Below are 19649 nucleotides of genomic sequence, written 5' to 3'. Positions count from 1 at the left end.
GAACGCCCCGGGCCCTTGGCTAGGCTGTGCCCATGGCTGACTTCCAGTACTTCGTCGCGGCATCCCTGGACGGCTACATCGCCACGGACGCGGACGGCCTCGACTGGCTGCTGCAGTTCGACGGGTTCGACGGCGGCACCGAGAGCTACGACGCGTTCCTCGCCGGCGTCGGGTGCGTCGTCATGGGCGGCGGGACCTACGCCTGGTTGCTGGACCACCTCTCCGAGGGCTGGCCGTACCCCGGCATCCCGTGCTGGGTCTTCACCCACCACGAACTCCGGCCCGTGCCCGGGGCGGACATCACCTTCGTGCGGGGTCCCGTCACCGAGTTCGCCGACGACCTCAGCTCCGCCGCAAAAGGCCGGAACGTCTGGGTGGTGGGCGGGGAGCGCTGGCCGCGCAGTTCGCCGACGCCGGTCTCCTGGGCGAGTTGATCCTCTCCCTCATCCCGGTCATCCTGGGCCGCGGCAAGCCGCTGCTGCCCCTGGCCGGTCCGACGGCGCCGCTGGAGCTCCTGGAATCCCGGACGATGGGCCGGGGCGTGGTGGAGCTGCGCTACGAGGCTGCCCGCCCGCACCTGACTCGACAGGCTGAGCCGGCCGGCTGAGCCGACGGGCCCGGCGGCTACTGGCCGGCGTCAGTGCCCGTTTCAGTGCCCGGCTACTGGGCTGCGTCGGGGGCGTTGTCGCGCAGCAGGTTGGTGATGCGTGCGGTGGAGAGGCGGCGGCCCTGCTCGTCCGTCATCACGATCTCGTGCGTGGTGAGGGTGCGGCCCAGGTGGATGGCCGTGCACGTTCCCGTCACGGTGCCGGAGGCGATTGACCGGTGGTGCGTCGCGCCGACGTCGACGCCGAGGGCGTGCCGGCCCGGGCCGGCGTGCATCGCCGCGGCGAAGGACCCCAGGGTCTCGGCGAGCACCACGTGGGCTCCGCCGTGCAGGATCCCGGCCACCTGGGTGTTGCCCTCAACGGGCATGGTGGCCACGGTGCGTTCCGGGCTGAGTTCGACGAACTTGATCCCCATCTTCACCACCAGGGACCCGACGCCCATCCGGCCCAGCCAGCCATGCAGTTCCGCGGGAATGCCGGCGGCTTCCAGTTCGGCGGCGTACGGCGCCGGCGTGAAATTGTCGATCATGCCAACTAGGCTGGCACCTGTGAGCGAAACTACCAAACCGGCCCCTTCCACGTCCGCAGTGGACACCCTTCAGCCAGCCGCACCGGCGGCGGAGAGCCCCGCCGGGAAGGCGCCGGCCAAGGCGGCCGGCCACAGCCTCGCCGACCACCCCTCGGCCACCGAGGTCCCCGTCATCCCGATCACGGACCAGCCCCGGCTCCTGGTGCTCGACGGACACTCCATGGCGTTCCGCGCGTTCTTCGCCCTGCCCGCCGACAAGTTCTCCACGGCCACCGGCCAGCACACCAACGCCATCCACGGCTTCACCTCCATGCTGATCAACCTGATCAAGGAGCAGAAGCCCACGCACATCGCCGTCGCCTTCGACGTCTCCGACGACACCACCCACCGCAAGGCCGAATACGACGGCTACAAGGGCGGCCGCAACGAGACCCCGCGCGAAATGAGCGGGCAGATCGACCTGATCGACAAGGTCATGGGCGCATGGGGCATCAAGACCATCAAGCTCCCGGGCTGGGAAGCCGACGACATCCTGGCGACCCTCGCCGCGCAGGGCGAAGCGGCCGGCTTCGAGGTCCTGCTGGTCTCCGGTGACCGCGACGCCTTCCAGCTCATCACCGACAACGTCTTCGTCCTCTACCCGCGCAAGGGTGTCAGCGACATTCCCCGGATGGACGCGGAGGCCATCCAGGAGAAGTACTTCGTCAGCCCCGCCCAGTACTCCGACCTGGCTGCCTTGGTGGGCGAAACCGCGGACAACCTTCCCGGCGTCCCCGGCGTCGGACCTAAGACCGCGGCCAAGTGGATCAACCTCTACGGCGGCCTCGAGGGCGTGCTGGAGAATATCGACGCGATCGGCGGCAAGGTCGGCGACGCTCTCCGCGGGAACGTCGACGCCGTCAAGCGCAACCGCAAGCTCAACCGGCTGCGGACCGACCTGGAACTGCCCGTCACCCTCGAGGAGCTCGCCGATCCCAGGCCGGACCAGGCGGCGCTCGAGCAGCTCTTCGACACCCTCGAATTCAAGACCATCCGCACCCGGCTTTTCGCCCTGTACGGCAGCGAGGTCACCGAGGCCGAACGCGAAACCCTGGCCACCCCGGACTACAGCGTTCCCGCCACGGCGGAAGAGCTCGCCGCCTTCCTGGCCGGCACGGAGGGCAAGCGTGCCGCCGTCGCCGTGGATTTGGTCCCCGGCCGGATCGGCGAGGACGCGGCCGCCGTCGCGATCGTCCACGGAGAATCCGCCGTCTACCTCGACCTCACCACCCAGGACGCCGAGACCGAGAACGTCCTGGCCGCGTGGCTCCGGGATCCCTCGGCCGCGAAGGTGATGCACGGGTTCAAGGGCGCCCTCAAGGCGCTCTCCGCCCGCGGCATGGAACTGGACGGCGTCGTCGATGACACCGCCATCTCCGGCTACCTCATCCAGCCGGACCGCCGCAGCTACGAGCTCGCCGAACTGGCCCAGCACCACCTGAACCTCACCGTCTCCAAGGAGGAGGCGAAGGCGGGGCAGCTGGAGCTGGCGTTCGACGGCGACGACGAGGCCTCCGCCGGTGCGCTGGTGCACGTCGCCGCCGTCGTCCAAGCCCTTAGCCGCTTCTTCGAGGATGAACTCAAGGACCGCGGCGCCCTGGACCTGCTGACCACCCTGGAACTGCCGGTCAGCCGCGTCCTGGCGGACATGGAACTCGCGGGCATCGGCATCGACATGCAGCGCATGGACGAACAGCTCTCCGACCTGGCCCGGGTGATCGACAACGCCCAGCAGCAGGCCTTCGCCGCGATCGGCCACGAGGTGAACCTCGGCTCGCCCAAGCAGCTGCAGACGGTGCTCTTCGAGGAACTCGGCCTGCCCAAGACCAAGAAGATCAAGTCCGGGTACACCACGGACGCGGCCTCGCTGAAGAACCTGCTGGAAAAGACCGGGCACGAGTTCCTGGTCCAACTGATGGCCCACCGCGAATCCTCCAAGCTCCGGCAGATGCTCGAGTCGCTGAAGAAGTCCGTTGCGGAGGACGGCCGGATCCACACCACCTACGCACAGAACGTCGCCGCCACCGGCCGGATCTCCTCAAACAACCCGAACCTGCAGAACATCCCGATCCGCAGCGAGGAGGGCCGGCGCGTGCGCGGCATCTTCGTGGTCAGCGACGGGTACGAATGCCTGCTCTCCGCCGACTACTCGCAGATCGAGATGCGCATCATGGCGCACCTCTCCGGCGACGCCGGCCTCATCCAGGCCTACAAGGACGGCGAGGACCTGCACCGCTTCGTCGGCTCCAACATCTTCCACGTCCCCACGGACCAGGTCACCAGCGCCATGCGCTCCAAGGTCAAGGCAATGTCCTACGGCCTCGCCTACGGGCTGACCTCCTTCGGCCTGTCCAAGCAGCTGGAGATCTCCGTGGACGAGGCCCGGACCCTGATGAAGGACTACTTCGACCGGTTCGGCGCCGTCCGCGACTACCTCCGCGGCGTGGTCGAGAAGGCGCGGGTGGACGGCTACACCGCCACCATCGAGGGCCGACGCCGGTACCTCCCGGACCTGACCAGCACCGACCGGCAGCTACGCGAGAACGCCGAACGCATCGCCCTGAACTCGCCCATCCAGGGTTCCGCGGCGGACATCATCAAGCGCGCCATGCTGGGCGTCTCCGGGGCCCTGGCGGAGCAGGGGCTGAAATCCCGGATGCTGCTCCAGGTCCATGATGAACTGGTCCTGGAAGTCGCCGCCGGCGAACGCGACGCCGTCGAGAAGCTCGTCACCGAGCAGATGGGCGCCGCCGCGGAGCTGTCGGTGCCGCTGGAGGTCCAGATCGGCATCGGCACCAGCTGGTACGAGGCCGGACACTAGCCGGAGCGCCGGAGCCCGTCAGGGCACCGGCAGCCGGCCGCCGGCTTTACGTTTTAGACAGTCATCAGGGGGAGCAGCACGTGTCAGAACAGTATGAGATCCGGCGGTTCACGCCCGCGGCCAAGGGCGAGACGGCCTATCCGGAAGCGGTCGCCTGGATGCGCGCCGTCGCCTTCGGTTTCCACGACGACCGCCGCACGGAGGAACGCGTGGACCGCGGCATCGCCATGCAGCGGACCGACGGCCGGGTGATGACCGGCGCTTACCAGACCGGCCAGGTCGCCGCGCACTCGCTCGACGCCGACATCCCGGTGGCCACCTTCGGCACCCTGGACAAGACGCTGAACATCGGGTTCGGCCGCCTGCTCGACGCGCGGCTGGTGACGGCCGTGACGGTCCGGACCTCGCACCGCCGGCGCGGTCTGCTGCGCCGCATGATGGTGCAGGAAATGGAGCTCGCCCGGGAGGAGGGCCTCGCCGTGGCGGCGCTGACCGCCTCGGAGGCCTCCATCTACGGCCGCTTCGGCTACGGGGTCGCCACGGCGGAACAGTCCATCAAGGTGGACACCAGCGCGCGTTTCGTCCTCAACCACGTGCCCGTGGGCAGCGTGGAGGTCGCCGACCCCAAGGTCCTCCTGGAGCTCGCCCCGCAGATCTTCGACCGGGTTCACCGCCAGACCCCCGGCTCCGTGGGCCGGCACGAGTTCTACCGGCAGTTCGTCTCCGGCGAGGTCAGCCGGGAGGCCAACGAGGACCCGAAGATCAAGACCGCCCTGCACTATGGCCCGGACGGGACCGTGGACGGGTACGTCTCCTACAAGTTCGGCGGCTGGTCCAGCACGCCGGCCACCATGGAAGTCGTGGACCTGGTGGCCGCCACCCGGGACGCCTACCTGGAGCTGTGGCAGTACCTCGGCGCCATCGACCTCGTGGAGCGCGTCACCTGGCAGGAGGCTCCCGTGGATGACCCGCTGCCGTGGGCGCTGAAGGACCCCCGCTGCGTGGAGGCCTCGGAACCCCGCGACATGCTCTGGCTGCGTATCCTGGACGTGCCCCGGGCCCTGGCGGCCCGGCACTATCCGGCCGACGGCCACCTCGTGCTGACGGTCGCCGACGGCCTCGGGATCGCCGGCGGCACGTTCGCCCTCGACGTCGACGGCGGGACCGCCACGGTCACCGACGTCACCGGGGAGGGCGCCGACCGGCCCGCGGACCTGGAACTGGACATCGCCGACCTATCCTCGGTGTTCGTCGGCGGAGTCAACCCGGTCACCCTCGCGGCGGCCGGCCGGATCCGGGAGCTCACGCCGGCGGCCGCGTTCCGCGCCGCCCGGATGTTCGCCGTCGAACGCCCACCGCACTGCCTCACGCACTTCTAGGCGGCCCGCCCGCGGAGGGGCCATTCCGGACCACGCGCAGCCCGGCACCCGCCCGGTGCCGGGCTGCGGCGTGCCCGCACGCGCTTTGACCGGGCTTGGCGGATGGCACTAGACTAAACGGGCGTGTACTACGTGTGCGCAACCAAATCCACAGAATCAGGATGACCCGGCAGATCGCCTGCGATCTGCCGTGCTTTCTCCCCGTGTCGCCGATGCGGGCTGGACGGTCTGCCTGACCGACTCACTATCCACAACGGAGCCCCTACTACATGACCATCACCTCTACCGAGAAGTCCGGTACCCCTGTCGTCGCGATCAACGACATCGGGTCCGCTGAGGATTTCCTCGCAGCTGTCGACGCGACAATCAAGTACTTCAACGACGGAGACCTCGTTGAAGGCACCGTCGTCAAGGTCGACCGCGACGAAGTCCTGCTCGACATCGGTTACAAGACCGAAGGTGTCATTCCCTCCCGCGAGCTGTCCATCAAGCACGACGTTGACCTGGGAGACGTTGTCTCCGTTGGCGATCAGGTCGAAGCCCTGGTGCTCACCAAGGAAGACAAAGAAGGCCGTCTGATCCTCTCCAAGAAGCGTGCTCAGTACGAGCGTGCCTGGGGCGACATCGAGAAGGTCAAGGAAGAAGACGGCGTCGTCACCGGTACCGTCATCGAAGTTGTCAAGGGTGGTCTTATCCTCGACATCGGTCTGCGTGGCTTCCTGCCCGCATCCCTCGTCGAGATGCGCCGTGTGCGCGACCTCGCTCCGTACATCGGTCAGCAGATCGAAGCCAAGATCATCGAGCTGGACAAGAACCGCAACAACGTTGTGCTGTCCCGCCGTGCATGGCTCGAGCAGACCCAGTCCGAGGTCCGATCCACGTTCCTCAACAAGCTGGAAAAGGGCCAGGTCCGTCCCGGCGTCGTTTCCTCGATCGTCAACTTCGGTGCCTTCGTGGACCTGGGCGGCGTCGACGGCCTGGTTCACGTTTCCGAGCTGTCCTGGAAGCACATCGACCACCCGTCCGAGGTTGTCGAAGTTGGCCAGGAAGTCACCGTCGAGGTTCTCGAGGTTGACCTGGACCGCGAGCGCGTCTCCCTGTCGCTCAAGGCTACGCAGGAAGATCCGTGGCAGACCTTCGCCCGCACCCACGCCCTCGGCCAGGTTGTTCCGGGTAAGGTCACCAAGCTGGTTCCGTTCGGTGCGTTCGTTCGCGTCGAAGACGGCATCGAAGGCCTGGTCCACATCTCCGAGCTCGCCGTGCGCCACGTTGAGCTGGCCGAGCAGGTCGTCTCCGTTGGTGACGAGCTCTTCGTCAAGGTCATCGACATCGACCTCGAGCGCCGCCGCATCTCGCTGTCCCTCAAGCAGGCCAACGAGGGCGTCGACGCCGACAGCACCGAATTCGATCCGGCTCTGTACGGCATGGCCGCAGAGTACGACGAAGAGGGCAACTACAAGTACCCGGAGGGCTTCGACCCGGAGTCCAACGAGTGGCTCGAGGGCTACGAGACCCAGCGCGCCGCCTGGGAGCAGCAGTACGCTGACGCCCAGACCCGTTGGGAAGCCCACAAGAAGCAGGTTGCCCAGCACGCTGCCGACGACGCCGCTGCTGCGACGTCCGGTGACAGCGACTCCGGCACCACCAGCTACTCCTCGGAGCCGGCTGCGTCCGAGTCCAACACCGGTGGCGGCACGCTCGCTTCCGACGAGGCTCTCGCCGCCCTGCGTGAGAAGCTGACCGGCAACTAATTGCCAGCGGCCCGGGTTCCCCGGGCCACACACCAAGGGCCCCTGCACTATGCAGGGGCCCTTGGTGGTTCTAACCTGCGTCTTCAGCCGGCGAGGATCCGGTCCGTGGCCTCGTCCGCCGTGCCGTCGAAATACCGGTCGAGCAGTTCCTGGAATTCCGGCTGCCCGGGGTCCGCGCGGAGGAACAGCGTCGCCGAGGACTGCAGCTTGCGGGCGTCGATGCCGCCGAAGATCTGCCCGGCGCTGCGGCCATCCACTCCGATCACGGCGCGGGCACACTCCAGCAGCCGGGGTCCGAGCACCGGATGCGCCAGATAGGCTCGGGCCTCATCCAGCGACGCGACGGCATACCGCTGCGACGTCGCGCTCATGCCCAGGCCGGCGACCTGCGGGAAGACAAACCACATCCAGTGGCTGCGCTTGGCCCCGGCGTCCAGTTCGGCCAGCGCCTGCCGGTAGGTCCCGCCGGAGTCCTGTGCCGTCACGAACCGCTCCAGGTCATAGTTCCCACTCATGCCGTTGCTCCCGTCTCACGCGTTGGAATGGTCTCCTCCCATCGTGGCACACCCAACTGACTCGCAGCTGAGGCCGTTATCAATGCTCATAACGGCCTCAGCTGCCAGTTTGTTGGGTTGAGATCCTAGGGGAGCGGGATCCGGGCCGTGACCCGTGTGCCGTCGGCGGCGAGGGTCGAACCCAGGGCCGCCAGCAGGGACCGGGCCGCGGCGTTGGCGGTGTCGGTGTCCGCCGTCAGGACAGCGGCCCCGGCGGCCGCCGCCTGGAGCGTCACCAGCCTCAAGGCCTCCCGGCCGATGCCCCGGCCGCGCAGGCTCCGGCGCAGCCAGATTCCGGTTTCAAGCACCAGGGAGCTCCCGGCAGTCCCCGGGGCCGACACAGCCTTCAGCCGGACGGCCCCGGCGGGCGTACCACCGGCCGTCACCGCCCATGTCTTCTCCCGGGCCGGGCCCTCCAGCCCGGCCGCCGCCGCCCGGTGATAGGCGAGGAACCACCGGACGCGGTCCGCGTTCCAGCCCGGGGGCCCTCCGAGCGGCGGCGTCACCTCGTCGGGGTCCGCATCGGCCCGTGCGACGGCCAGCAGCCGCTCCAGCACGGCCTCCGTAACGTCGAGAAGTGCGACGTCGATGGGTGCCACGTCGATCGGCTCTGCGGCGTCAGGAGAGCGGGACATCGACCCACTCCGTCCCGCCCGGCTGCAGGGAGGCTCCGCCGGCGGTGAGGGCGGCCACCCGCTCGGCGGCGTGGGCCAAACCGGCGGGGTCGTCCGGCAAGGCCATCCGCAAGACGGTGGCCTGTTGCTCGTAGGAGGCCTCCGTCATCACGAACCCGGCGGCGCGGAGGTCGTTCTCCAGCCGGCCGGCGGTGGCGTGCGGTGCGGCGACAGAGCAGATCCTGAGCCGTTGCCGGCGCACCATTGGCGCCAGGTCCAGGGCGGCGGACACCGATTCGGAGTAGGCGCGGACCAGGCCGCCGGCGCCCAGCAGGATACCGCCGAAGTAGCGGACCACGACGGCAGTGACGTCGCTGAGGTCCGCGGCGCCGGGGACCGTTTCGCGTTTCAGGACCGCCTCCAGCATCGGGATTCCGGCGGTGCCGGACGGCTCGCCGTCGTCGCTGGAGCGCTGGACGTCCCGGTCCGGGCCCAGCACGAACGCCGAGCAGTGGTGCCGCGCGTCGTGGAATTCCCGCCGCAGCCCGGCGACCACGGCACGGGCCTGGTCCTCGCCGGGGGTGCGGGCGATCACCGTGATGAAGCGCGAGCGCTTGATCTCCAGCTCGTGCCGGAACTCCGGACCGGCGGGGACGGTGTAGGCGGTGGCCCGGCTCTCCTGGAATTCGGCGTCGTCAGGCACCCGTTCAGTTTAGTCTTGAGGTGTGCTGAAGATCGGTTTGACCGGCGGGATCGCCTCGGGAAAGTCAGTGGTGGCCTCACGGCTGCGCGAGCTCGGCGCCGTCCTGGTCGACGCCGACGCGCTGGCCCGGGAAGTGGTGGAGCCGGGCACGCCGGGGCTCGCGAAGGTGGTGGAGGCGTTTAGCTCCGCGGTGCTGGGACCCGACGGGCGGCTGGACCGGCCGCGCCTCGGCGCCCTCGTGTTCGGTGATCCGGAGCGGCTCGCCGTGCTCAACGGCATCATCCACCCGCTGGTGCGGGAACGGGCGGCGGCCCTCACCGCCGCGGCCCCCGCCGGCGCGGTCCTGGTCCAGGACATCCCGCTGCTGGTGGAGACCGGGCAGGGCGCCCACTTCCATCTGGTGGTGGTGGTCGACGCTCCCGAACCGCTCCGGGTCCGGCGGATGGTGGAGCACCGGAAGATGACCGAGGAACAGGCCCTCAGCCGGATCGCAGCCCAAGCCGGCCGTGAGGAACGCCTGGCCGCCGCCGACGTCGTGCTCGAGAACGCAGGCTCCAAGGACGAGCTCCGCGACGCCGTGGATCGGCTCTGGAAGTTCCGCCTCACCCCCTACGCGGAAAACCTCACCCGGCGCCGTGTGGCGGCCCGCACCGGGGGTCCCGCGCTGACCCCGGCCAACCCGGACTGGCCGGCGCAGGCCGCCCGGATCATCGCCCGGCTCCGGGTGGCGGCAGGGAGGAGACCCTGACGCTGGACCACGTGGGGTCCACCGCGGTGCCCGGCCTCGCTGCCAAGGACGTGCTGGACCTGCAGCTGGGCGTCGCGGACATGGCCGCCGCCGACCGGCTGGCAGCCGCCCTGACCGGTGCGGGCTTCCCGGTCTGGCCGGGCGTCCTCGCCGACCACCCCAAACCCGCGGACGCGGACCCCGCCCAGTGGGACAAGCGGCTGCACGGCAACGCCGACCCCGGCCGGGCCGTGAACCTGCACCTGCGGGCCGCCGGCTCCCCGGGCTGGCGGTTCGCGCTGTGCTTCCGCGACTGGCTGCGCGACGACGACGGCGCCCGCGCGGCCTACCTCGCCGAGAAGCGCCGCGCCGCGCGCCTGCACGAGGTGGACCGGTCGACCGCCGGGTACGCCGCGGACAAGGAGAACTGGCTGACCGCCTACGCCGTTCCCCGGATGGAGGGGTGGGCGGCCCGCACCGGCTGGCAGCCGCCGTCGTACGGCCTTCCCGGGGGCGGTAGTACCGCCCAAAGCTGAATCCGCTGTTCCTGTCGGTGCCCGGCGGTAAATTAGATTCATGAGCCTTGCCCAGGAAATCAACCGTGTCGTGGCGCCCTTCGAAGTCATCAGCGAGTTTAAGCCCGCCGGTGACCAGCCCGCGGCGATCGCCGAACTCACCGAACGGATCAACAACGGCGAGAAGGACGTGGTGCTCCTGGGCGCCACCGGTACCGGTAAGAGCGCGACGACGGCCTGGCTGATCGAGCAGGTCCAGCGGCCCACCCTGGTGCTGGTCCAGAACAAGACCCTCGCCGCCCAGCTGGCCAACGAGTTCCGCGAACTACTGCCCAACAACGCAGTGGAGTACTTCGTCTCGTACTACGACTACTACCAGCCCGAGGCCTACGTCGCCCAGACGGACACCTTCATCGAAAAGGACTCCTCCGTCAACGAGGAGGTCGAACGGCTCCGGCACTCGGCCACCAACGCGCTCCTGACCCGGCGCGACGTCATCGTGGTCGCCACCGTCTCCTGCATCTACGGCCTCGGCACGCCGGAAGAATACATCTCCGGGATGGTCACGCTCCGCCGGGGCGCCGAGATGAACCGCGATGACCTGCTGCGGAAGTTCGTCTCCATGCAGTACGCCCGCAACGACATGGACTTCCACCGCGGCACCTTCCGGGTCCGCGGCGACACCGTCGAGATCATCCCGATGTACGAGGAACTGGCCATCCGGATCGAGTTCTTCGGCGACGAGATCGAGAACATCCAGACCCTGCACCCGCTCACCGGCGAGGTGCTCCGCGACGAGGAGGAGATGTACGTCTTCCCCGCCTCGCACTACGTCGCCGGGCCGGAGCGGATGGGCCGCGCCATCAAGCGGATCGAGGACGAACTCGCCGACCGGCTCAAGGTCCTGGAGAGCCAGAACAAACTCGTCGAGGCTCAGCGGCTGCGGATGCGCACCACCTACGACCTCGAAATGATGCAACAGATGGGATTCTGCAACGGCATCGAGAACTACTCCGCCCACATCGACGGTCGTGAACCGGGCACCGCCCCGCACTGCCTCCTCGACTACTTCCCGGACGACTTCCTGCTGGTCATCGACGAATCCCATGTCACGGTGCCGCAGATCGGCGCCATGTACGAGGGCGACATGTCCCGCAAGCGGAACCTGGTGGACTTCGGCTTCCGGCTGCCCTCCGCCATGGACAACCGGCCGCTGAAGTGGGACGAGTTCCTCGAACGCGTCGGCCAGACCGTGTACCTCTCCGCCACGCCGGGCAAGTACGAACTCGGCAAGGCGGACGGCTTCGTCCAGCAGATCATCCGCCCCACCGGCCTCATCGACCCCGAGGTGATCGTGAAGCCCACCAAGGGCCAGATCGACGACCTCCTCGGCGAGATCAAGACCCGCACGGCCAAGAACGAGCGCGTCCTGGTCACCACGTTGACCAAGCGCATGGCCGAGGACCTCACCGACTACCTCGTGGGCCACGGCGTCAAGGTGGAGTACCTGCACTCCGACGTCGACACGCTGCGCCGCGTGGAGCTGCTGCGCGAGCTGCGGATGGGCGTGTTCGACGTCCTCGTCGGCATCAACCTGCTCCGTGAGGGCCTCGACCTGCCCGAGGTGTCCCTGGTCAGCATCCTGGACGCGGACAAGGAAGGCTTCCTCCGCTCAGCCACCTCGCTGATCCAGACCATCGGCCGCGCCGCGCGTAACGTCTCCGGCGAGGTGCACATGTACGCGGACAAGATCACCGACTCGATGGCGCAGGCCATCGACGAGACGAACCGCCGCCGCGCCATCCAGGTCGCCTACAACAAGGACCACGGCATCGACCCGCAGCCGCTGCGGAAAAAGATCGCCGACATCACGGACCAGCTGGCCAAGGAGGACGCGGACACCCGCGAACTGCTCGCCAGCGCCGGCAAGGGCAAGGGCAAGAACGGCAAGGGCGGAGCGAAGGTCCGCGCCGATGGTCTTGCCGCGGCGCCCGCGGAGGACCTGGTGGGCCTGATCGAACAGCTCACCGAGCAGATGCATGCCGCCGCCGGCGAGCTGCAGTTCGAGCTCGCCGCCCGGCTGCGCGACGAGGTCGGCGACCTCAAGAAGGAGCTCCGGCAGATGCAGTCGGCAGGTCACGCCTGAGGTAAACTGGAGGCACGTAGGGGAGTATCCCAAAGCGCTACGATCGTCAGCACGCATGGCACGGACGCCATGCCGGACGTAGCGGGCACCACACCAGATCCAGGAATCCGTTCCTGGCCGCTGTGGGGCCGGAGAGACTTACACCGTTGAGTCGTGCCTCCGAAAGGTTTCTACGTGCCTGAACTTCCCCTCTGGTTTGAGATCGGCTCCTTCGCCGTCCTCGGCCTGATCCTTGCCATCGACCTGCTGCTGGTCCTCAAGCGACCGCACGAGCCGTCGATGAAGGAAGCCGGCCTCTGGGTCTCGTTCTACATTGGCCTGGCGCTGCTGTTCGCCGGCGCCATGTTCCTCTTCACCGGCCCCGAGTACGGCGGCCAATTCATCGCCGGCTGGGTCACCGAGTACAGCCTGAGCATCGACAACCTCTTCGTCTTCATCATCATCATGGCGCGCTTCTCGGTGCCCCGGAAATACCAGCAGGAAGTCCTGATGGTGGGCATCATCATCGCCCTGATCCTGCGCGGCATCTTCATCATGCTCGGCGCGATCGTGATCGAGCAGTTCAGCTGGGTGTTCTACATCTTCGGCGCGTTCCTGCTCTGGACCGCCTGGAAGCAGGCCCAGGACGAGGGCGAGGACGAAGAGGACCGGGAGAACCCGCTGATCGCAAGGATCCGCCGCGTCCTGCCGATGTCCGAGAAGTTCGACGGCGGCAAGATCCGCACCGTGGTGGACGGCAAGAAGGTCTTCACCCCCATGGTGATCGTCTTCGTCACCATCGGCCTGACTGACCTGCTGTTCGCGGTTGACTCCATCCCTGCGATCTTCGGCCTGACGCAGAGCGCGTTCATCGTCTTCACCGCGAACCTGTTCGCCCTGATGGGCCTGCGCCAGTTGTACTTCCTGCTGGGCGGCCTGATGACACGGCTGGTCTACCTCAAGCACGCGCTCTCGGTGATCCTGGCCTTCATCGGCGTCAAGCTCGTCCTGCACGCCATGCACGTCAACGAGCTGCCTTTCATCAACGGCGGCCGGCATATCGAGTGGGCCCCGGAGATCCCCACCTTCGTCTCCCTCGGCGTCATCGTCGGCACGATCATCGTTGCCGTCGTCGCCAGCCTCTACAGCTCCAAGGCCACCACGGCCAAGCTCGACGCCCGGCTAGAGGAAGACTCCCGCAAGAGCCTCACCGACGCCGAGTAGCACCGGCTAGTACCGGCTAGTACCGGTCAGCGCCGGTCGCGCAGGCAACAATGCCCGGGGAAGCGAACGCTTCCCCGGGCATTGTTGTCCCAGACTGGCTGTGCTGTGCGGTCTGAGGCGGTGTCAGGCCGTGTGGGTCCGCGCCATCCCCAGCAGGCGGCCGAAGATCGCCTCGCCGTCGTCGGCAATGCCGTCGTGGTGGAACTCGTCCGTCTCCCAGACCTGCAGCCCGCGCACCGCGCGGGCGGTTTCCAGCGACAGGTCCCGGTCCACGTAGATGTCGTCGGTGTAGACGGCGGCCGCGACCGGCACCGTGGTGGCGGCCAGGCGGTCCAGGTCGTAGAGCGGCGCCCAGTCGTCCCTCTCCGCCAGCAGGGCGGCGACGGCGCGCAGCGGCTCCAGCGCCGGGTCCTGCTCGAAGTACCAGGGGTAGACCATCTCGCCGGTGAGCAACGGGGCCGGCACGTCCGGGCGGAACTCCGGGTGGTCCTGCAGCACCCGCAGCGCCGCCCAGTCCGTCGCCTCGCCCTGGCCGTAGATGGATTCGTGCATTAGCGCGTAGAGCGGGTTGGCGGCACGGGTGACCAGGCCGCGGACCTGCTCCAGGAAGGTGTCGGAGAGCCGGTCGCCGTCGGGAGTGGCGGTGAAGGCGTCCTCCAGCAGGTGGTGGAGGCCGTCCACGCGGGTGTTGCCGCCCAGGAAGGAACCCACCATCTGGAACCGCTCCACCGTCAACGGGCTGCCGTCCGGCAACACCTCCGGCGTCTCCCGCAGGTGCCGGGCGATCCGGTTCACCGTCTCCCGGTCCTCCGGGTACCAGCCGAAGTATTCGGCGTTGCGGGCCGCGACCCGGCGGAACGTGGCCTGGTAGACCCGGTTCGCGGGGCCGGTGAGGGGAGCGAGGCCGCCGGTGATCAGCACCTCGCGGAGCCCCTCGGGGGCGAAGGAGAGGTAGGTCAGGGCGCAGAAGCCGCCGTAGCTTTGCCCGTAGATGGTCCACGGTGCCGCGCCGAGGGTCCGCCGGATGGCCTCGGCGTCGGCCACGATCGAGTCGGCGCGGAAGTGGGTGAGGTACTCGGCCTGGTCCCGCTCGCTGCCCCGCAGCGGCAGGGTGTGCCGGTCCGCGGGGGAGGACAGGCCGGTGCCGCGCTGGTCCAGCATGAGGATCCGGAAGTCCTTGGCCGCGGCCTTGCTCCAGCCGCCCAGGGACGGGAACCGGTTGCCGCGGCCGCCGGGGCCGCCCTGCAGGAAGAGCAGCCAGGGAAGATCCTGCGCCTGCTCTTCGGTGTGGTCGGCGGAGACGTACTCCCGGGCGAAGACCGTGATGGTCTCGCCCGCGGGATCCGCGTGGTCCAGGGGGACCTCGAAGTAGTGTTCGGTGGTGCGCATCCCCCGGTAGTTGTGCCGGACCTTGACCACGTGCGGGACGGAGCCGGACTCGAGGACGGGCAGCGGGGCGTGAGCGGCGGGCGCCGGGGCCACGGTGTCAGCCACGGGCCGCCTCCGCGCGGGAACCGAACGCTGCCAGGGCGTCGCCGGTGAGCCGGAAGGTGGACCATTCGTCCATCGGCGCCGCACCGAGGTTCCGGTAGAACGCGATGGAGGGTTCGTTCCAGTCCAGGACGCTCCACTCCACCCGGGCGTAGCCGCGTTCGACGGCGGTGGCGGCCAGGTACTGCAGGAGGGCCTTGCCGTGCCCGGCGCCGCGGGCTTCCGGCTTGACGTACAGGTCCTCGAGGTAGATCCCGTGGACGCCCTCCCAGGTGGAGTAGTTCAGGAACCACAGGGCGAATCCCTGCACCTCGCCCGCATCGCTCTCGGCCATGGTGGCGAAGACCCGCGGGTTCTCCCCGAACAGCACTCCGGCCAGCATGTCCGGGGTGTTCCGGACCGCGTCCGGCTCCTTTTCGTAGATGGCCAGGTCGTGGATCATCTGCAGGATGGCGGGGACGTCGGAGGCGGCCGCGGGCCGGATTACAGTCATGGACTGCAGTTTACTAGCGGCTACAGACGATTAACGTCGGTCACGCGCACCACCGCGCTGCCGGCCTCGTCGGAGGCGGCGAGGTCCACCTCGGCGGAGATGCCCCAGTCATGGTTGCCCTCCGGATCATCGAAGATCTGCCGGACCTTCCAGCGGCCCGGCTCCTCCGTGATGATCAGCAGTCCGGGTCCGCGCGCGTCCGGGCCGGTGCCGATGTCCTTGTGTTCGTCGAAGTAGTCGTCCAGGGCGTCCTCCCAGCGCTCGGCGTCCCAGCCGGCGGCGCCGTCGAGCTCCCCGAGGTCGGTGGCGGCCTCGTCCGCGAACAGCTCGACGCGGCGGAACATCTCGTTCCGCACCATCACCCGGAACGCCCGGACGTTGGATGTCAGCGATGGCGGCGGGGGTGGGGGAGCGTCGTGCGGGGTGGGCGCGGCGCCGGAGGTGAGTTCCTCCCATTCGTCCAGCAGGCTGGAGTCGACCTGCCGGACCAGCTCGCCGAGCCAGGCGATCAGGTCCTCGAGGTCTTCCCGCAGGGCGTCCTGCGGGACGGTCTGGCGGAGCGCCTTGAAGCCGTCGGCCAAGTAGCGCAGGACGATCCCCTCGGAGCGGGCCAGGCCGTAGAACTGGACGAACTCGCCGAAGTTCATGGCCCGTTCGTACATGTCGCGGATGACGGACTTGGGTGCGAGTTCGAAGTCGCCGATCCAGGGCGCGGCCTTGCGGTAGACGTTGAACGCCTCGCCGAGGATTTCGGCCAGGGGCTGCGGGTAGGTGACCTCCTCCAGCATGGCCATCCGCTGGTCGTAGTCGATCCCGTCCGCCTTCATCGCGGCGACGGCCTCGCCGCGGGCCTTCTTCTGCTGCGCGGAGAGGATCTGCCGCGGCTTCTCCAGCGTCGACTCGATCACCGAGACGACGTCCAGGGCGTACGACGGCGACTCCGGGTCCAGCAGGTCCAGCGCCGCCAGGGCGAAGGGGAGAGCGGCTGGTTCAGGGCGAAGTTGGCCTGCAGGTGCACGGTCAGCCGGACCGACCGGCCGTCCGGGCCCTGCTCGGCGGCCGGGATACGCTCGACGACGCCCGCCGCCAGGAGCTCGCGGTAGATGCCGAGAGCGCGCTTCATCAGCTTCAGCTGCGCCGCCCTCGTTTCGTGGTTCTCGGTCAGCAGCCGGCGGGCGGCCTGGAAGGGATCGCCGGGGCGTTCCATCAGGTTCATCAGCATCGCGTGCGTGACGGTGAAACTGGAGACCAGGGGATCCGGCACGGACTCGACCAGCCGCTGGAAGGTCGGCTCACCCCAGGACACGAAGCCCTCGGGCGGCTTCTTCTTGACCACCTGGCGGAGCTTCTTCTGGTCGTCGCCGAACTTGGCCGTGGCCTTGGCCATCGCCTTGACGTTCTCGATCACGTGCTCGGGCGCCTGGACCACCACGGTGCCCGCGGTGTCGTAGCCTGCGCGGCCTGCGCGTCCGGCGATCTGATGGAATTCGCGGGAGTTCAGCAGGCGGGTGCGGACGCCGTCGTACTTGCTCAGGGCGGTGAGCAGCACGGTGCGGATGGGCACGTTGATGCCCACGCCCAGGGTGTCCGTACCGCAGATGACCTTCAGCAGCCCCGCCTGCGCCAACTGCTCCACCAGGCGGCGGTATTTGGGCAGCATGCCCGCGTGGTGGACGCCGATGCCGTGCCGGACCAGCCGGTTCAGGGTCTTGCCGAACCCGGGCGCGAACCGGAAGCCGGCGATGAGTTCGGCGATCCGGTCCTTCTCCTCCCGGGTGCAGACGTTGATGCTCATCAGCGTCTGGGCCCGGTCGATCGCCTCCAGCTGGCTGAAGTGCACCACGTACACCGGGACCTGCTTCGTGGAGAGCAACTCCTCCAGGGTCTCGTGCACCGGGGTCTGCTGGTAGTAGAAGTGCAGCGGGATGGGCCGCTCCGCGGAGCTGACCGTGGTGGCGGGGCGGCCGGTCAGGTCGGTGATGCCGGTTTCGAAGCGGCTGACGTCGCCGAGGGTCGCGGACATCAGCAGGAACTGGGCCTGCGGCAGTTCCAGCAGCGGCACCTGCCACGCCCAGCCGCGCTGGGGGTCCGAATAGAAGTGGAACTCGTCCATGATCACGGAGCCGAGGTCGGCGGCGGAGCCCTCCCGGAGGGCGATGTTGGCCAGGATTTCTGCCGTGCAGCAGATGATCGGGGCGTCCTGGTTGACGCCGGAGTCGCCGGTAATCATGCCGACGTTCTCGGCGCCGAAGATCTCGCAGAGCGCGAAGAACTTCTCGGAGACCAGGGCCTTGATCGGGGCGGTGTAGTAGCTGCGCTGTCCGCGCGCCATCGCCTGGTAGTGGGCGGCAATCGCTACCAGCGATTTACCCGAACCGGTGGGGGTGGCGAGGATGACGTTGGCCCCGGACGCCAGCTCCATGACGGCCTCGTCCTGGGCGGGGTAGAGGGCGATTCCGCGGCTCTCCGTCCACTCGACGAAGCGGGAGTACAGCTCGTCCGGGTCCACACCCGCGCCGCCTGAAACGCGGGCGGCCGGGGCGGGGAGTTGATCTACGAGTTTCATTGCCTTCCAGCTTAGTGCCGCGGCCGTCAGGCAGGATTCCGCACCCGGCACAGCAAACACTTGAAGATTCAACTGAGGCGGAGTAGGTTTAGTTGTAGCTTCAACTTATAGATTCGACCCCGGCAGAACAGAACCCCATGAAAAACCTCCTGGCACGCCTCTTTGGAAAGAAGAACCCCATGACTGACATCACCATCATCGGCAACGGCTCCATGGCCCGTGGCATTGCCACCCGCGCCCTCGCCGCCGGCCGCACCGTCGAAATCCTTGGCCAGGACGCGGACAAGGCGCGGACGCTGGCCGCCGAACTCGGGGCCGGCGTTGGCCACGGCAGCATCGGCAGCACCCCGGCCGGCGGCCTTGTCGTCCTCGCGGTTCCGTTCGACGCCGCCAAGGCCGTGGTGGAGACCCATGGCGCCGCCCTGGCCGGCAAGGTCATCGTGGACATCACGAACCCCGTCAACTTCGAGACCTTCGACTCCCTCGTGGTCGCCCCGGGCAGCTCCGCGGCCGAGGAAATTGCCGCACTGGCCCCCGCCGGTGCGCCCGTCGTCAAGGCCTTCAACACCACCTTCGCCGGAACCCTCATGACCGGCCAGTCGGCCGGGCAGCCCCTGGACGTCTTCATCGCCGGCGACGACGAGGCGGCCACCGCCGCCGTCGCCCGCTTCGTCAGCGACGCAGGCATGCGGCCCCTCGCCGTCGGCCCGCTCAAGCGCGCCCGCGAACTCGAAGGCTTCCAGTTCGTCCTCATGACCATGCAGGCCAGCCCCGCATTCCCCGACTTCACCTGGGACACCGGCCTGAAGGTGACGAAGTAAATGACGGAGACCTATCCGGCGCCGGTGGTGGCAACCGCCGGGTCAGCCGACCCGGCGGCGCCCCTGGTGGTCCTGCTGCACGGCCGGGGATCGAACGAACGCGACATCCTGGGCCTGTCCGGAGCGCTGCCCGAGGGGGCCGCCTATGCCGCCGTCCGGGCCCCCATTACCGAGGGTGGCGGCTACGCCTGGTTCGCCAACCGCGGCATCGGGCGTCCTGTGGCCGAATCTCTGGCCGGCACCATGGCCTGGTTCCGGACATGGCTGGACGGCGCCGCCCCGGCCGGCCGCCCCGTGGTGCTGGTGGGCTTCAGCGGCGGCGCCGCCTTCGCCGGCGGGCTGTTGCTCTCCGACCCGGGCCGCTATGCCGGCGCGGCCATCCTCTACGGGACGCTGCCCTTCGACGCCGGAGTCCCCGTGACCCCGGGCCTGCTCGACGGGACACCCGTCTTCGTCGCCCAGGGCGAACAGGACCGGGTGATCCCCGCCGAACTGCTCGACCGCACCTGGCAGTACCTGCTGGGCGAATCATCCGCGGCCACCCGCTCCCGGCGGGACCCGGGCGGCCACGGCATCTCGGCCCGGACCCTGACGGAGCTGGGCTCCTGGATCGATGAACTCGCGGCGGGCGCCGCGCGGACAGCGGACCGTGACGCCCCGGAGGCCCCCGCCCGGGCTTAGGCTTCCCC

General features: G+C 68.8%; 15 protein-coding genes and 2 pseudogenes. 10 read left to right on the top strand and 7 right to left on the bottom strand.

Features of this window, described 5'->3' with window-relative positions:
* The first annotated feature begins 32 nt into the window (after nt 1–32).
* Nucleotides 33–607 (top strand): annotated as a pseudogene (locus ACRQ5B_RS14800) (dihydrofolate reductase family protein).
* 53 nt (nt 608–660) lie between these two features.
* On the opposite strand, the gene ACRQ5B_RS14795 reads toward ACRQ5B_RS14800, so the two are convergent.
* Nucleotides 661–1137: a hotdog fold thioesterase gene (locus ACRQ5B_RS14795; protein WP_412882879.1), complete on the bottom strand. Its 477-nt coding sequence runs from the start codon at nt 1135–1137 to the stop codon at nt 661–663.
* Nucleotides 1138–1357: 220 nt separating this feature from the next.
* Between ACRQ5B_RS14795 and polA the strand changes: the two genes are divergently transcribed.
* The 3 genes from polA (at nt 1358) to rpsA (ending at nt 7127) form a co-directional block, all read left to right on the top strand.
* Complete coding sequence (gene polA, locus ACRQ5B_RS14790) at nt 1358–3997, top strand: DNA polymerase I (RefSeq protein WP_432398777.1); 2640 nt, start codon at nt 1358–1360, stop codon at nt 3995–3997.
* An 80-nt stretch (nt 3998–4077) separates the two neighbouring features.
* The gene (locus ACRQ5B_RS14785; RefSeq protein WP_432395135.1) at nt 4078–5376 is read left to right on the top strand and encodes a GNAT family N-acetyltransferase; all 1299 of its coding nucleotides are present in this window, start codon (nt 4078–4080) and stop codon (nt 5374–5376) included.
* 269 nt (nt 5377–5645) lie between these two features.
* Nucleotides 5646–7127 (top strand): 30S ribosomal protein S1, encoded by a 1482-nt coding sequence (gene rpsA / locus ACRQ5B_RS14780; protein ID WP_432395133.1) that lies wholly within the window; start codon nt 5646–5648, stop codon nt 7125–7127.
* 83 nt (nt 7128–7210) lie between these two features.
* On the opposite strand, the gene ACRQ5B_RS14775 is transcribed toward rpsA, so the two are convergent.
* The 3 genes from ACRQ5B_RS14775 to ACRQ5B_RS14765 all read right to left on the bottom strand — a co-directional run bounded on the left by ACRQ5B_RS14775 (nt 7211) and on the right by ACRQ5B_RS14765 (nt 8998).
* Complete coding sequence (locus ACRQ5B_RS14775; RefSeq protein WP_432395130.1) at nt 7211–7642, bottom strand: DUF1810 domain-containing protein; 432 nt, start codon at nt 7640–7642, stop codon at nt 7211–7213.
* 125 nt (nt 7643–7767) lie between these two features.
* Nucleotides 7768–8316 (bottom strand): GNAT family N-acetyltransferase, encoded by a 549-nt coding sequence (locus tag ACRQ5B_RS14770; RefSeq protein WP_432395128.1) that lies wholly within the window; start codon nt 8314–8316, stop codon nt 7768–7770.
* Entirely contained in the window at nt 8300–8998 is a 699-nt protein-coding gene (locus ACRQ5B_RS14765; protein ID WP_432395125.1) for an IMPACT family protein, read from the bottom strand. Before ACRQ5B_RS14765 ends, ACRQ5B_RS14770 begins: the two co-directional genes overlap by 17 nt.
* 22 nt (nt 8999–9020) lie before the next feature.
* Between ACRQ5B_RS14765 and coaE the strand changes: the two genes are divergently transcribed.
* The 4 genes from coaE (at nt 9021) to ACRQ5B_RS14745 (ending at nt 13589) form a co-directional block, all read left to right on the top strand.
* Nucleotides 9021–9746, top strand: coding sequence for a dephospho-CoA kinase (gene coaE, locus ACRQ5B_RS14760; RefSeq protein ID WP_432395122.1), 726 nt, complete (start codon nt 9021–9023; stop codon nt 9744–9746).
* A gap of 11 nt (nt 9747–9757) precedes the next feature.
* Nucleotides 9758–10261, top strand: a complete 504-nt coding sequence (locus tag ACRQ5B_RS14755) for a GrpB family protein (RefSeq protein ID WP_432395119.1) — start codon at nt 9758–9760, stop codon at nt 10259–10261.
* Between the two features lie 40 nt (nt 10262–10301).
* Entirely contained in the window at nt 10302–12386 is a 2085-nt protein-coding gene (gene uvrB / locus ACRQ5B_RS14750; RefSeq protein WP_432395116.1) for an excinuclease ABC subunit UvrB, read from the top strand.
* 174 nt (nt 12387–12560) lie between these two features.
* The gene (locus ACRQ5B_RS14745; protein WP_432395114.1) at nt 12561–13589 is read left to right on the top strand and encodes a TerC family protein; all 1029 of its coding nucleotides are present in this window, start codon (nt 12561–12563) and stop codon (nt 13587–13589) included.
* A gap of 123 nt (nt 13590–13712) precedes the next feature.
* Here ACRQ5B_RS14745 and ACRQ5B_RS14740 read toward each other — a convergent pair whose 3' ends face one another.
* From ACRQ5B_RS14740 to ACRQ5B_RS14730, 3 genes and pseudogenes are all read right to left on the bottom strand, one after another.
* The gene (locus ACRQ5B_RS14740; protein WP_432398776.1) at nt 13713–14978 is read right to left on the bottom strand and encodes an alpha/beta fold hydrolase; all 1266 of its coding nucleotides are present in this window, start codon (nt 14976–14978) and stop codon (nt 13713–13715) included.
* A 97-nt stretch (nt 14979–15075) separates the two neighbouring features.
* Entirely contained in the window at nt 15076–15573 is a 498-nt protein-coding gene (locus tag ACRQ5B_RS14735; protein WP_432395111.1) for a GNAT family N-acetyltransferase, read from the bottom strand.
* A 20-nt stretch (nt 15574–15593) separates the two neighbouring features.
* Nucleotides 15594–18139: pseudogene (locus ACRQ5B_RS14730) on the bottom strand (DEAD/DEAH box helicase).
* A gap of 179 nt (nt 18140–18318) precedes the next feature.
* On the opposite strand from ACRQ5B_RS14730, the gene ACRQ5B_RS14725 reads away from it, so the two are divergent.
* Both ACRQ5B_RS14725 and ACRQ5B_RS14720 read left to right on the top strand, forming a co-directional pair.
* Entirely contained in the window at nt 18319–18960 is a 642-nt protein-coding gene (locus ACRQ5B_RS14725) for an NADPH-dependent F420 reductase (RefSeq protein ID WP_432395108.1), read from the top strand.
* A complete protein-coding gene (locus ACRQ5B_RS14720) occupies nt 18961–19641 on the top strand; it encodes an alpha/beta hydrolase (protein ID WP_432395106.1) in 681 nt (226 codons plus the stop codon). It begins immediately after the preceding gene.
* The last annotated feature ends 8 nt before the right edge of the window (nt 19642–19649 follow it).

The organism is Pseudarthrobacter sp. L19 (genome assembly GCF_050859435.1).
In the GTDB taxonomy this organism is placed as follows: Bacteria; Actinomycetota; Actinomycetes; order Actinomycetales; family Micrococcaceae; genus Arthrobacter.
Note: the sequence above shows the minus strand (reverse complement) of the source record. Positions and strands in the feature narration are given on the sequence as shown.

Coding starts and splice junctions, on each gene's coding strand:
- ACRQ5B_RS14795 (WP_412882879.1), bottom strand. CDS start 1,137: ATGATCGACAATTTCACGCCGGCGCCGTACGCCGCCGAACTGGAAGCC.
- polA (WP_432398777.1), top strand. CDS start 1,358: ATGGCGTTCCGCGCGTTCTTCGCCCTGCCCGCCGACAAGTTCTCCACG.
- rpsA (WP_432395133.1), top strand. CDS start 5,646: ATGACCATCACCTCTACCGAGAAGTCCGGTACCCCTGTCGTCGCGATC.
- ACRQ5B_RS14775 (WP_432395130.1), bottom strand. CDS start 7,642: ATGAGTGGGAACTATGACCTGGAGCGGTTCGTGACGGCACAGGACTCC.
- ACRQ5B_RS14770 (WP_432395128.1), bottom strand. CDS start 8,316: ATGTCCCGCTCTCCTGACGCCGCAGAGCCGATCGACGTGGCACCCATC.
- uvrB (WP_432395116.1), top strand. CDS start 10,302: ATGAGCCTTGCCCAGGAAATCAACCGTGTCGTGGCGCCCTTCGAAGTC.
- ACRQ5B_RS14740 (WP_432398776.1), bottom strand. CDS start 14,978: ATGCGCACCACCGAACACTACTTCGAGGTCCCCCTGGACCACGCGGAT.
- ACRQ5B_RS14735 (WP_432395111.1), bottom strand. CDS start 15,573: ATGACTGTAATCCGGCCCGCGGCCGCCTCCGACGTCCCCGCCATCCTG.
- ACRQ5B_RS14725 (WP_432395108.1), top strand. CDS start 18,319: ATGACTGACATCACCATCATCGGCAACGGCTCCATGGCCCGTGGCATT.
- ACRQ5B_RS14720 (WP_432395106.1), top strand. CDS start 18,961: ATGACGGAGACCTATCCGGCGCCGGTGGTGGCAACCGCCGGGTCAGCC.